This window comes from uncultured Brevundimonas sp., assembly GCF_963977465.1.
Classification (GTDB): domain Bacteria; phylum Pseudomonadota; class Alphaproteobacteria; order Caulobacterales; family Caulobacteraceae; genus Brevundimonas.
In genome coordinates, this window is record NZ_CAXBOQ010000003.1 from 255,024 (window position 1) to 268,181 (window position 13,158).

Sequence of the window (13,158 nt, forward strand, 5' to 3'; positions counted from 1 at the left end):
TCTGGACAGGCACCGTTGCGCTCTCCGTCCGCGCTTCCTAGATCGGTCTGTCCGGAGCCGAAGAAGCGCGCACCGCGTGCACGCAACCGATCGTCGGATGCCGGAGTCCGCCATGATCGACGCCCCCTACGATCCCTCGCGCCACCTGAAGGCCGGTCGCGGCAAGATATTTCCGTCCATTCTCGACACGATGGGCGACACGCCGCTGGTCGGGCTGCCGCGGCTGTCCGCCGAACTGAAGCCGAAGGCTACGGTATTGGCCAAGCTGGAGTTCTTCAATCCGATCGGATCGGTCAAGGACCGGATCGGAGTGGCCATGATCGATGCCCTGGAACAGGCCGGAAAACTCAAGCCGGACACGGTGCTGATCGAGCCGACCAGCGGCAACACCGGCATCGCCCTGGCCTTTGTGGCCGCGGCCCGGGGCTATCGCCTGATCCTGACCATGCCCGAGAGCATGTCGATCGAACGCCGTAAGATGCTGGCCCTGTTGGGGGCCGAGTTGGTGCTGACGCCGGCCGAGAAGGGCATGAAGGGGGCGATCGCCGCCGCCAATGAACTGCTCGCCGCGACGCCGGGCGCGGTCTCTCCGTCGCAGTTCGAGAACCCGGCCAATCCGGCGATCCACCGCGTCACGACAGCCGAGGAGATCTGGAACGACACGGCGGGAGCGGTCGACATCGTCGTCTCGGGCGTCGGCACCGGCGGCACCATCACCGGCGTCGGTCAGGCCTTGAAGGCCCGCAAGCCGTCGGTCCGGATGATCGCCGTGGAACCGTCCGCCTCTCCGGTCCTGTCGGGGGGTGAGCCGGGCCCGCACAAAATCCAGGGCATTGGAGCCGGCTTCATCCCGACCATCGTCGACCGTTCGGTCATTGACGGGGTTGAGCAGGTCACGAACGAGGATGCGTTTGACATGGCTCGCAAGGTCGCGCGGGTCGAGGGCATTCCGGTCGGCATCAGTTCGGGCGCGGCGCTTGTCGCGGCCTTCCGACTGGCCGCGTTGCCGGAGAATGCCGGCAAGACCGTCGTCGCCATCGTGCCCAGCTTTGCCGAACGCTACCTGTCCACGGCGCTGTTCGAGGGCCTGTAGCGGCCGTCATTCGCGGTTAACCGAACCGCGTCTAGTCTCAGCCTGATATGTCCGATGCTGCGGCCCTTATTGAAGAAGGTGCATACCCCACGGGGTTGCGCGCTCGCCATGCGCTGTTGAAGCGCCTGGCAGATGTCGTGTCGCTGCCGGGCAGCCGTATCAATGCCTTCGAGCGGTCCGTGACCGGTGACCTGCTGGTCGAGATGCTGCGGCTGGCCGCGCCGCTGGAACGCAAGCGGGTGGCGACGCGACTGGCCCCGCTGGCGGAGCTGCCCAATAGCCTGACGCGGATGCTGCTGCGCGACGAGCCCGAGATCGCCGGTCAGTTGATCGAGTTTTGCGGCTCGCTGACCGACGCCGACCTGGTGTCGTGCGCACGCGATGCCGGGCCCGAACATCGGCTTATGATCGCCCACCGGCGAAGCCTGTCCGAAGTCGTGACCGAGACCCTGCTGACCTTCGAGGAGGCGGCGCTCACCGAGGCGGTGCTGCGCAATACGGCGGCCCGACTGAGTCAGACCGCGATCGAAAGTATCGTCAGCCAGAGCCGCCGGATTCCCGACTTCTGCGGCCTGCTGCTGAAGCGACCAGAACTGAGGCCGGCGGGAGCCTATGTGATGTTCTGGTGGTGCGGGTCCGAGGACCGGGGCACCATTCTGCAGCGTTTCGCCGTATCGCGTGAAGTCATGCAGGAGGTCTCCGAAGACGTCTTCGCCATGGCGGCGGCGGAGGGCTGGAACGACCCGGTGTCGCGCAAGGCTCTGCAGTTCATCGAGCGTCGGCAACGCAACCGCTCGGCCATCGACAAGAGCCCCTTTGACAGTCTCGAGCACGCTGTCGCTGTGGCAGAGGCTGACGGGCTAAAGCCGGACACCGCTTCGGAAATCGCCTATCTGGCAGGGATCAAACCGCTGACCGGGGCCAAGATCATCGGTGATGTCGGGGGCGAGCCGCTGGCCATCCTGTGCAAGGCAACCGGCATGGGGCGTACGGATCTTCAATCCCTGTGGCGCTCGATGCGGCGGCCTGAAGTGGGGGCGGACGGTGCTGTGGCTCCAGACTGGGACCGTGTTCAGACGACCTTCGAGATGCTGGCGGTCGATCGGGCCCAGACCGTGCTGCGTTACTGGAACTGGTCGTTGTCGTCGGCCCTGACACCGGCTTTGATGCGCGCGATCCGGGACGGCGAGGATGATGCCATCGACGAATATTCAGCGCCTGAACGTGCTGCCATGATGGCCCTGGCTGAAAACTTCGGACGTTAGGTAACGGTCAGGCCCGATATCCGGGGTTGTGGGGTCGTGCACTTCTACGTACGTATACAGGCTGGATTGCCATTATTGACGAACATCATTATTGAACCCGTGGGCGACGGGTCGATGTTGATCAGTCAAGAACATAATCAAACGGGCGAGGCTGAGCTTATGGAAGAAAATTCCCAACTGTTGGAAATGACCGCAGACATTGTGTCGGCCTATGTCGGCAACAACAACGTCCAGGCTACCGAGCTGCCGTCATTGATCGCGAACATCCACGCAGCCCTGACCCAGGTCTCCGGCGGTGCACCCGAGCCCGAGCCCGAAGTCAAGGAGCCGGCTGTGCCTATTCGCAAGTCGATTACGCCCGACTTCCTGATCTGTCTCGAGGATGGTCGTAAATTCAAGTCGCTGAAGCGGCACCTGCGCACCAAATACAATATCAGCCCGGAAGAGTACCGGGCCAAATGGGGTCTTGCGAAAGACTACCCCATGGTTGCGCCCAACTATGCCAAGGCGCGCTCGGACCTGGCCAAGCAGATGGGCCTGGGTCAGGGCGGCCGCAAGCCGGCCCGGACACCGGCGCGCGCCAAGAAATAGGCGACGGCCCGCGAAGATTGAAAACGCCCGTCTCCGCAAGGAGGCGGGCGTTTTTCATTGCAGGAGTGAGAGTCAGGCGGCCTGGGCGGTGCGACGCATGCGCCAGAAGCGAAGGGTGCGCTGGGTGGCCTCAGTTGTCAGTTCCGCATACATCCGCGCATAGGCATGAGCCTTGCCCATGGCATCGCCATCGTCATTCAGCAGAACAACGGCGTAGGTCAGAAACAGGGCCCGGTCGAGGTCGGCCGAACGGCAGACAACAGCCAGGGCGTCCAGGTCGCGACGTTCCACGATCTGGTTGGCTGTGTGGAAGTCGATGTCGGCGAGTTGCGACAGCGCGATCAGGAAGGACGTCTGGCCACCCGAGCGGAGGAAGCGGGCCAGCACCTGCGGGGTCAACTGTCCGGCGGCCTTGAGTTCCTCGACGTAGGCGAGGCTTTCATTGTAGTCGGCAGGCAGAGCGCCGTCGCCGGTGGCGACGCGGACCCGGCCGGCGGCCAGGGCTGTTTCCAGCAGTGCAGGATCCATCTGTGCATTCTGTTCGAGGATCTGCTGACGCAGCCGCGCCTCGACCACGAAATACATGTCGTTGAGCAGGTCTGCGGGCAGGGCGCTGCGTTCGACCGCGTCCTGGTGCAGGGTCGGGTTGACCTTGGCCCGTTCGACGGCCGCTTCGGAGGCCGCGCGTGACAACTGGGCTCCGTCGTTGCGCAACAGGGTGCCCAGGGTCACGTCGTCTCCCCGCTCGACGATGACGTCGGAAACGGCCTCGGACACGGTCGGCCGGATCGACACGGCACGGAGGTGTTCCTGCCCGTGCGTGCGGACCACGGAAAGCAGATCCTCGTCGGTGAGAACGGGTGAGGCGCGGAGCACCGCCCCGGCCACCGAGGCCTCGTCATTGGCCAGCCGTCGGATCAGGCTGACGGGCGCGTCGGCCACGTCGGCAAAGCGGGCGGCCAGCTCGGCGCGGACCGCGGTCTCCATGTCGACGGTCAGGCTGACGAGCACGGCGTCGTAAAGGCTGTCTTCGGCGGCCGTACGCGTCGGATTGCCGAAGAAACTCTCCGTCAGTTCGCGCAGCAGCTTGCGACGGTTCTCGCTCGAGCCCTCGGCGGCCATGGCGATCAGGTCGGGTAGGCGGGAGGCAGGCGCGGCGTCGCTCATAGCTGATCCGGAGTGGAGGTGTCGGGCATGGCCTGAAGCCGTCCCTGGGCATTGCGGATCAGGGTCGGGGGCTCAGGCGGTGCGGCGAGGTCCTGGGAGGCCAGGGAGGTGGGCAGATCGACAGCGATGGCGTCGACATAGGTTGCGGCCGGCAGCGGCGTCGGGTCCGGCTGGCGATTGTTCTGGCGATGCACCGAATAATAGCGTGCGCCCTGCTCTGCGGGGCCGTTGGTCGAGGCCGCCACCGGGGTGCGCGTCGGCGCGACGGTCGGTGCCTGGAGGCGGGGCTGCGGTGCCGCGGCGGGGGTTGGGTCGGGTGTACCCTGCATGTGGAATATCAGGGCGTCGCGCCGCGGAGCCATTGGATCGGGAGCGGTCAGAGGGACCGGGCCGGTCGCGACGGGCGTGGCCGGCGGCGGGGCCATGGCCGGCGGCGGAGCCGACGGGGCCGGAGGTGTCGGCACCAGAGCCGCAGGGGTCATCCAGGCATTGGCCGGGGTCAGGCCCCCGGAGGGGGCGGACATCGTGCCGGTCGCCGCCTGGGCGGGCGGGGTGCCGTGCGGGATAATCGCGGGCGTCGGACGGCGGGTGGGGGCCGGAACGGGGGCGTTTGTGGCGATGCGGCGCACCGGGGTGGTCGCGGGGCGTTCCGGGGTCGTCCGCGCGGGCGTGGTACGGCCGGGCCAGGTCAGATAGCGCAGACCCAGACTCTGGCCGTCGTTGCTCGCCCGCGCCGGCGGTTGCTGGGCTGCGGCCGGAGTCGCGGCGACGAGGGCTGCGACAGCAAAAAGGGTAATCGACAGGGCACGACGCACAGGCACGACTCCCGCTGCAAGGACTGGAGTCGCACGGTAGTCGGGGCGAGCTTAACCTGCCGCTAACAACCAGGGTTGAATCCGCGAGTCCGGCAGGATGTCAGCCGCGACCTGGCAGATACTGGGTGGTGAAGGCCTCGCGCCAGTTCAGGGGGGCCGGATAGACGCCGGCTTCGGACATGATCTCGAAGAAGGCCCGCCAGCGGTCCTCGGTCATGGTGCCGAGGCCGTAAAGGGCGGCGTCGCCTCCGTCGACGATGCCGTTCTCTTTCAGCGCCTGCCGGGCATGATCGAGCTCGGCCTGGGACATCTGCGGATTGTCGCGGCGGATCAGGAGGTCGGCGGCCCGGGCGTCACCGTGGATATAGTCGCGCCAGCCCTCGGCCGAGGCGGCGATGAAGCTGCGCAGGGCGGTGGCATTGTCACGGGCGAAGGCGTTCGGGGCCAGCACCAGGGCGGCGTAGGACGGATAGTCCTGATCGGCCAGCAGGAAGGAATGGGGCGTGAACCGGGCCGTCTGTTCAATCGCGTAGGCGTCGGCCCCGAGATAGCCCTGTTGCACGGCGCTCGGGTCGGCGATGAAGGCGGCCGGGTCGACATCATACGGGCGCAACTGGTCGTCGCTGAAATCGTAACGGGCCTTGAGCCAGATCCAGAAGGTCGCGGCCGCGGCGTCGGTCAGCAGGAAGGGCCGCCCCTTGAGGTCGGCAATCGACTTCAGCGCGGGATCCGGATGGGCGAGCAGCACCCGGGGATCCTTCTGGAAGAAGGCGGCGACCGCCTTTACCGGGGCACCCTCGGCCACGAGATTCAGTGGCATGAAGCTGTCGGAGCCCATGCCCAGTTCGACCGTGCCGGACGCCAGCAGCTGAGGCACGTCGATGTCGGGTTTACCCTGAATGATCTGGACGTTGAGCCCCCGTCTGGCATAGGCCCCGCCGGCGAGGGCCTGGTAGAAGCCGCCGTGTCCGGCGCGGGCATGCCAGTCTGTGGCGAAGCGCAGGCGCACGCGCCCTTCCTCGTCGACCGGGGCTTCTGCACGTCCGCAGGCCGCCAGTGTCGTGGCCGCAAGGGCCCCCGCGAGGAGGCTGCGACGGCTGGCGAAAGAGGGGCGATTCTGGTCCCGCGACATGGGCGGGAGCCTAGGGCGACGGTGCGGCCTTGGAAAGGCGGACCGGCAGCAATTCGGATGCCGGAATTGAGCGAGGGGACGCACGCCCGGTCGAACCGTTGCTTACGTCCCCTCGCCAAGTCCGGGTTGGGACTTGGCCATTGAGGTTCAGGGCCTTTGCGTCAGCACCAGCGGGCGAACCCGGCGATGGTCAGCGGTTTCCTGGCGACTCCTGGTCTTTGGCGTTCCGTCGGGTTTGACCCCGTCGTCGTCCATCGATCCCGGTCTGGTTCTCCGTCGCCCCGCACCGAAGCGCTAAAGACGGGGAGCCTGGACCCTGCCCGGTCTTTCCATGTCCCCCGAAGAGGTCAGGAACCCTTGGTCAGAGAGCCGGACCGGTTCGCTTGAGCCCCGGGTCTCCCCGGTTTTCCGCGCCGCCGTGTCCCTCGGCCTGATCAAGCTCGCTCCAATCCGCCGATCCCGCAAGCGCCCACGGGCATCCAATTGTGGATGTTTTGGTGGACGAATTTACCAATCTCGCGAACCAATCCGTGGATGATTGGAAAACTTTCACAAGAGACCAAGGGTTTGGACGATCGTGCACAAGCAGATTCCTGGCGGTCGAAATTCGTCCGGTCAGGCGCTTTGCAGGGCCTCGCGCCGGGCCTCAAGCGCGAGCCATTCCTCCTCGGCGGTGACCAGCATGGTGCGGGCGCGGTCGGCGTTGGTGGTGGCGCGGTCAAAGGCCTTGCGGTCGCGGGCGTAGAGGTCGGGGTCGGCCAGGGTGGCCTCGTGGCGGGCGATGTCGGCGGGCAGGGAGGCGAGCAGGCCTTCGAGCTCCTTGAGCCGGTGGGTGTCCTTGAACGACATCTTGGCGGGCTTCTTCGATGGGGCGGGGGCCATGATCGTCGCCGGAGCGGGGCTGGCCGCGGCGCGACGCTGGGCCTCGGCGTCCTGGGGGCGCTGGTGGGTGCCGGGCTTGAGGAAGCCGGGGTTCTGACGGATGAAATCAGTCCAGCCGCCGGGCGTTTCGACGATGTCGCCGCGGCCGTTCATGGCGATGGTCGAGGTGGCGAGACGGTCGACGAAATCACGATCGTGGCTGACCAGGATCAGGGTGCCGTCATAGGTTTCGAGCAGCTCTTCCAGCTTGTCGAGCGTGTCCATGTCGAGGTCGTTGGTCGGTTCGTCGAGGACCAGCATATTGGCCGGCTTGGCCAACGCCCTTGCCAGAAGAAGGCGGTTGCGCTCGCCGCCGGACAGGGTCGAGATCGGCTGGCGGAGCTGGCCTTCCTGAAACAGGAAGTCCTTGGCGTAGGCCGCGACGTGCTTGGACACGCCGCGCACGAGGATGGAGTCGCCGCCGCCCGGGGTCAGGGCGTCCCAAAGCGTCATGTCGCTGCGCAGCCCCTCACGCGACTGGTCGAGATAGACCGGGTCGAGATTGGCTCCCAGCTTGACGGTGCCGTCGTCGGGGGCGAGTTCGCCAAGCAGGATCTTGACCAGGGTGGTCTTGCCCGCGCCGTTGGGGCCGACGATGGCGAGCCGGTCGCCGCGGACAATGCGGGTGGTGAAGGGCTTGATGACGGTGCGCGGGCCAAAGGCCTTGGACACGCCCTTGAGGTCGGCAACCAGCTTGCCGGAGGTCGCGCCGGAATCGACGCCGAGATAGAGCTCGCGAGGGACATCCTTGAGCCGCTCGCTCCGGTCTGCCCGCAGGGCGTCGAGCGAGCGGGCGCGGCCTTCGTTGCGGGTGCGGCGGGCGGTGATGGAGCGGTAGAAGGTCTCAGTCTCACGCTCGATGGTTTTGGTCAGCCGTTGCAGGGACTGGGCCTCTTCCTCGGTGACCTTGGTCGACCATTCGTCGAAGGCGTCGAAACTCTTGTTCAGGCTGCGAACGCGACGGCCCTCCAGCCAGTGACAGGTCTGGGTCACGCGGTTGAGGAAGGCCCGGTCGTGGCTGACCACCAGTACGGCGCAGCGGGCCGAGATGAGTTCTTCCTCGAGGAGCTCGATGGCGAGGATGTCGAGGTGATTGGTCGGCTCGTCGAGGAGCATCAGGTCCGGCTCTTCGGCGAAAGCCTTGGCCAGGGCGGCGCGGCGGATCTCACCGCCCGACAGGTTGACCGCCGGCTTTTCCGGATCAAGGCCGAAGGTGTGGAGCCAGGCCTCGGCGGTCCAGGACTCGGCGTCTCCGGAGACGGCGTAGTCCGCCAACGTCTCGCCGGTGATGACGGGTTCCTGGGGCACATAGGCGAAGCGGACGCCGGACTGGACGGCCCGTTCGCCCGAGTCGGGCTCGACCTGACCCATGATGATCTTCATCAGGGTGGACTTGCCGGCACCGTTGCGGCCGACGAGACAGGCGCGGGTGCGCGGCTCGATGGCGAGATCGACGCCATCGAACAGGGGACGTTGACCGTCCTGGAGACGGACGCCTTTGAGGGCGATGAGGGGGGGACGGGCTGCCATGGGACGCGGCATATAGACTGCGAATGTGCCCGATGCGAGACACAGCGGACCGATCGGCGTAATGAGCCGCCCGATGACCGAGCCGTTCTGGGAAACCAAGACCCTGTCCGAGATGTCCCGCGACGAGTGGGAGAGCCTGTGTGACGGGTGCGGTCTGTGCTGCCTGATCCGGTTCGAGGACGAGGACACGGGGGCGGTCACCCCGACGCGGGTGCATTGCAAGTTGTTCGATACGCACGCCTGCACCTGTATCGACTACGCCAATCGGCGCGAGCAGGTGCCCGATTGCATCAAGCTGACGCCGTGGAATATCGAGGCCCTGAAGTGGATGCCGCTGTCGTGCGGGTATCGCCGGGTGCACGAGGGGCGTGGGCTGGCGGCCTGGCACCCGCTGGTCTCGGGGGATCCCGAGAGCGTCCATGCGGCGGGGGTATCGATTCGCGGGCAGACGGTGTCGGAACTGTCGCTGGCCGAGCCCGAAGACGCCCTGGCCTTCGAGGCCCCGGAGTGGATTCCCGAACGGGGTCGGTGAACTGCGTGCGTCGGCGGTAACGAAGCCTTTCCGTGTCCCTGATAACCGTGGAGGTTCCATCGACCCGGAGACCGTGAATGCGCCGTACGGCCAAACACGCCATCAGCCTGGACAGTCCTTTTGACCGACTGACGGCGCTGTTGTGCAACACTTTCGGTATGCCGTTCGGGCTGGTCTCGGTGCTGGACGGCGACGAGGCGGTGTTTCGCTCGGAAATCGGCCTGGGCGAGGCGTCGATGCCGCGCGACCAGAGCGTGAGCAATGTTCTGGTCGCGATGGGGGCCGGTGCCAGTCTGGTGATCGAGGATACGCTCGAACATTCGAAATTTCGCCACCATCCGATGGTGACCGGGGCTCCGCACATTCGCTTCTTTGCAGGCGCGACAGTGACGACGGCTGACGGCTGTCCGGTCGGCGCGGTCGGCGTCATGGACGTGGAGCCGCATCCGGCCCTGACGGTCGAACAGACCGACACCCTGCAACTGATTGCGCGCCTCGCCGGGGACATGGTGGACCAGACGGCGGCGGCACGGACCCAGGCTGAACATCTGCAATTGCTGGAGATGGCGGAGACGGTGACCGGCATCGGTCACTGGCGCCTGGACCGGACCACGAACCGGGTGGTGTGGTCGGATGAAGTGTACCGGATTTACGGGGTCGACCGGACGACCTTCGATCCGACTCTGGACGACGCGCTGAAGTATTTTCATCCGGATGGTCGGGCCATACTGGAAGGTCTGCTGCAGCGGGCGGCGGAGACCGGCGAGGGGTTCGAGGTCCGACTTCGACTGACACGCGACGATGGCGAGACGCGGAACGTGATCTCGCGCGGAAGCGGGGAGCGTCTGGAGGACGGGAGCATCGGGGCCCTGTTCGGCGTGTTCCAGGATCTGACCGAGGCTGACCGGGCCCACGAGCGACTGGTCCGGAGCGAGGCCCAGTACCGGCTGCTTGCCGACCGCGCGACGGACGTCATCGTCACCTATGACCTTGAGGCGAAATTTACCTATGTCTCGCCGTCGATTGAAACGGTCCTGGGGCATAGGCCGCAGGATCTGATGGGGACACCGATCCTGTCGCTGATCCTGCCTGAGGACATTCCGGACCTGACCACCCGGTTCCGGGCCATGGTGTCCGGAAAGACGGGGGACGAGCAGAATCGCCTGCGCTACCGGGGAATCACCAAGACGGGCGAGATTCGCTGGTTTGAGGCCCGCACCACGATCATCCGTGACGCGGACGGGTTGGCTGTCGAGTTTCAGGATGTGATCCGCGACATCTCCGAGACCAAGCAATTGGAAGATCAGCTGATCAGGGCGCGGGACCGGGCTGAGGCCGGGGCGCAGGCCAAGTCGGAATTCCTGGCCAATATGAGCCATGAACTGAGGACGCCGCTGACCAGTGTGATCGGCTTTTCCGACCTGCTGCAGGCCAGCAAGCGTTTGCCGGCGGTCGAAAGGGGCCATGCCGAACGCATTCACACCGCCAGCGGGGCCCTGTTGAGCGTGATCAACGACATTCTCGACTACTCCAAGCTGGAGGCCGAGGCAGTCGATATGGAGCCACGGGCGTTCGCGCCGCGGGGACTGGCCGAGGGGGCGGCGGCGATCGTCGAGACCCAATGCGAGGACAGGGGTCTGGACCTGGTCGTCGAGATCGATCCAGCCCTGCCGCAAGCCCTGACCGGCGACGAAGGTCGGTTGCGGCAGGTGATGCTGAACTTCCTGTCCAACGCCGTGAAATTCACGCCGCGCGGCCGGGTTCACCTGGCTGTCGGCGGTTGTCCGGCCGGAGATGGGCAATGGATGTTGAAGGTCTCGGTAACCGACACCGGGATCGGTCTGTCCGCGGATCAGGTCGCGACCATGTTCGAGCGGTTCACCCAGGGCGACGCCTCGACGACACGGGTGTACGGCGGCACGGGACTGGGGCTGGCCATCTCGCAGCGGCTGATTGAGTTGATGGGCGGTCAGGTCGGAGTCGACAGTGTGCCGGGAGAGGGTTCGACCTTCTGGCTGGAAGTGGTTCTGCCGACGGCGGATGCGGTCAATCACGCGGACACGGACGACGTGACGATTGCGGGTACGGGCCATCGTATTCTCGTCGCCGATGACGCGGGTGCCAATCGCGAACTGATCGTCGCCATCCTGGCCGGTCTGGGTCTGGAGGCGGACGCGGTCTGTGACGGGGCCGCGGCGGTCGATGCGGTACGGTCCGGCCGCTATGATCTGGTGCTGATGGATATGCAGATGCCGGTGATGGACGGGCTGGCGGCGACGCAGGCCATCCGGGCCATGGACGGGCCGGTGGCGGGCGTGCCGATTCTGGCCCTGAGCGCCAATGTCCAGCGTGAGCAGATCGACCGCTGCCTGGCGGCGGGCATGGATGACCATCTGGGCAAGCCGATCCAGATCCCCGCCTTGGCCGAGGCCCTGGGCCGCTTCTTGCAGCCGGCGGCGACCGACAATCAGGCCGCCTGATCCGGGTGCGCTGAAAAATCCTCCGGATTCTTCAGAAATTGCCCTGCACGAACAACGGGATGAGCTTTTCTAGCGGCTAAATTCCCGCACTGGGGCGCTGCTGGCCTATGATTCAGCCATGCCGGAAAAAAAGGTTCGATACGGGAAGATGAGCCCGCGGGAATTTGCCGACCGGGTGCGGGAGATGCTGGGCGCGACGGGAGACATGCCGCCGGACGAGGTCGAGCAGCGGTCCCGGGCGACGCTGGCCCTGGCCAGGGCCGCCAAGGTGCTGGATGAGGTCGAGCCGGCGGGGGGAGCGTTCGACACTGATGACGATCAACTGGATGCCGCCGGAGAACAGCGGCTCAGGGACGAGCTCCTGCATCGAATCGTTGCGCTCAATGCCGATCTCGAGGCTGAGGAAGGCGCTGGCGAGCCTGAACCAGACTCAGCTGAGGCTGATCGAGAACGACTGGGACGGCTGGTCGCATCGGGCGCAGCAACCGCCCCAGAGTGACTGGGCGACCTGGCTGTTTCTGGGCGGACGCGGCGCGGGCAAGACCCGGGCCGGGGCCGAATGGCTGACGCGGCAGGCGGTGCGGGGTGCGCGGCTGGCGCTGGTCGGCCCGACCCTGCACGATGTGCGCGAGGTGATGATCGAGGGGCCGTCCGGTCTGAGGGGTATCGCGCCCTGGCACCGGCGACCGGTCTATGAGATCAGCCGGCGGCGGCTGGTCTGGCCGAACGGGGCGGTGGCCCATGCCTTTTCGGCCGAGGATCCGGAGAGTCTGAGGGGGCCGCAGTTTCACGCGGGCTGGGCCGATGAATTCTGTGCCTGGAAACGCCCGGGCGATGCGCTGGCAATGTTGCGGCTGGGGATGCGGCTGGGGGCTGATCCGCGGCTGGTGATCACCACGACACCGAAGCCGATGAAGGCCCTGACCCGACTGATGGCTGAGCCGACCACGGTCTCGACCCATGCGCCGACCCGGATCAATGCGCGCAATCTGTCGCGTGGCTTTCTGGCCGGGCTCGAGGCGCTGTACGGCGGGACCCGGCTGGCGGCGCAGGAGGTAGACGGCCGGATCCTGACGTCGGGCGAGGCCCTTTGGACGCAGGAGATGCTGGATCGTTGCCGGGGCGGGACGCCGACGGCGTTTCGCAAGGTGGTGGTCGGGCTGGATCCGACGACGACGGCCGAGGGGGACAGTTGCGGCATCGTCGTCGTGGGGCTGACCGACAAGACGGCCTATGTGCTGGCCGACGAGAGTGTCAGCGGCAAACGGCCCCGCGACTGGGCCCATGCGGTGGCGCAGACCGTGGCCCGGCACGAGGCCGACTGGGTCATCGCCGAGACCAACCAGGGCGGCCAGATGGTCGAGGACCTGTTGCGGGTCGCCAAATGCGGGGCGCGGATCAAGCCGGTGTTCGCCACCCGCTCGAAACGGGCCCGGGCCGAGCCGGTGGCCCTGTTGTACGATCAGGGAAAGGTCATCCACTGCGGCTATTTCGCCCGGCTGGAGGATGAGCTGATGGGGCTGGGTCTGGGGACGGGCGAGGCCAGTCCCGACCGGGCCGACGCCCTGATCTGGGCCGTCAGTCATCTGCTGCTGAACACCCGGGACAGCCCGAGTATCCGGTCCCTCTGAC

At 66.5% G+C, this 13,158-nt stretch carries 11 protein-coding genes; 7 read left to right on the top strand and 4 right to left on the bottom strand.

Annotated elements, in window-relative coordinates; genetic code table 11:
• Positions 1-112 precede the first annotated feature (112 nt).
• From cysK to AAC067_RS08195, 3 genes are all read left to right on the top strand, one after another.
• On the top strand, positions 113-1,093 hold the full coding sequence (cysK, locus tag AAC067_RS08185) for a cysteine synthase A (RefSeq protein ID WP_339931361.1): 981 nt from the start codon (positions 113-115) through the stop codon (positions 1,091-1,093).
• A 47-nt stretch (positions 1,094-1,140) separates the two neighbouring features.
• A complete protein-coding gene (locus AAC067_RS08190; protein ID WP_339931362.1) occupies positions 1,141-2,358 on the top strand; it encodes a DUF2336 domain-containing protein in 1,218 nt (405 codons plus the stop codon).
• A gap of 159 nt (positions 2,359-2,517) precedes the next feature.
• Entirely contained in the window at positions 2,518-2,949 is a 432-nt protein-coding gene (locus tag AAC067_RS08195; RefSeq protein WP_339931723.1) for a MucR family transcriptional regulator, read from the top strand.
• Between the two features lie 72 nt (positions 2,950-3,021).
• Here AAC067_RS08195 and AAC067_RS08200 read toward each other — a convergent pair whose 3' ends face one another.
• The 4 genes from AAC067_RS08200 to AAC067_RS08215 form a co-directional block, all read right to left on the bottom strand.
• Positions 3,022-4,116: a DUF2336 domain-containing protein gene (locus tag AAC067_RS08200; RefSeq protein ID WP_339931364.1), complete on the bottom strand. Its 1,095-nt coding sequence runs from the start codon at positions 4,114-4,116 to the stop codon at positions 3,022-3,024.
• Positions 4,113-4,937 (bottom strand): hypothetical protein, encoded by an 825-nt coding sequence (locus AAC067_RS08205; RefSeq protein WP_339931366.1) that lies wholly within the window; start codon positions 4,935-4,937, stop codon positions 4,113-4,115. Before AAC067_RS08205 ends, AAC067_RS08200 begins: the two co-directional genes overlap by 4 nt.
• A gap of 94 nt (positions 4,938-5,031) precedes the next feature.
• Positions 5,032-6,063, bottom strand: coding sequence for an ABC transporter substrate-binding protein (locus AAC067_RS08210; protein ID WP_339931368.1), 1,032 nt, complete (start codon positions 6,061-6,063; stop codon positions 5,032-5,034).
• 615 nt (positions 6,064-6,678) lie between these two features.
• A complete protein-coding gene (locus AAC067_RS08215) occupies positions 6,679-8,514 on the bottom strand; it encodes an ABC-F family ATP-binding cassette domain-containing protein (protein WP_339931370.1) in 1,836 nt (611 codons plus the stop codon).
• 73 nt (positions 8,515-8,587) lie between these two features.
• Here AAC067_RS08215 and AAC067_RS08220 point away from each other — a divergent pair, with 73 nt between their 5' ends.
• The 4 genes from AAC067_RS08220 to AAC067_RS08235 all read left to right on the top strand — a co-directional run bounded on the left by AAC067_RS08220 (position 8,588) and on the right by AAC067_RS08235 (position 13,157).
• Positions 8,588-9,046, top strand: coding sequence for a YcgN family cysteine cluster protein (locus AAC067_RS08220; protein WP_339931372.1), 459 nt, complete (start codon positions 8,588-8,590; stop codon positions 9,044-9,046).
• 77 nt (positions 9,047-9,123) lie between these two features.
• Complete coding sequence (locus tag AAC067_RS08225; RefSeq protein WP_339931374.1) at positions 9,124-11,526, top strand: PAS domain-containing protein; 2,403 nt, start codon at positions 9,124-9,126, stop codon at positions 11,524-11,526.
• Positions 11,527-11,644: 118 nt separating this feature from the next.
• Positions 11,645-12,025 carry a hypothetical protein gene (locus AAC067_RS08230; RefSeq protein ID WP_339931376.1) on the top strand — a complete coding sequence of 127 codons (381 nt, stop codon included), beginning with the start codon at positions 11,645-11,647 and terminating at the stop codon, positions 12,023-12,025.
• Complete coding sequence (locus tag AAC067_RS08235) at positions 11,910-13,157, top strand: terminase family protein (protein WP_339931378.1); 1,248 nt, start codon at positions 11,910-11,912, stop codon at positions 13,155-13,157. Before AAC067_RS08230 ends, AAC067_RS08235 begins: the two co-directional genes overlap by 116 nt.
• Position 13,158 lies beyond the last annotated feature (1 nt).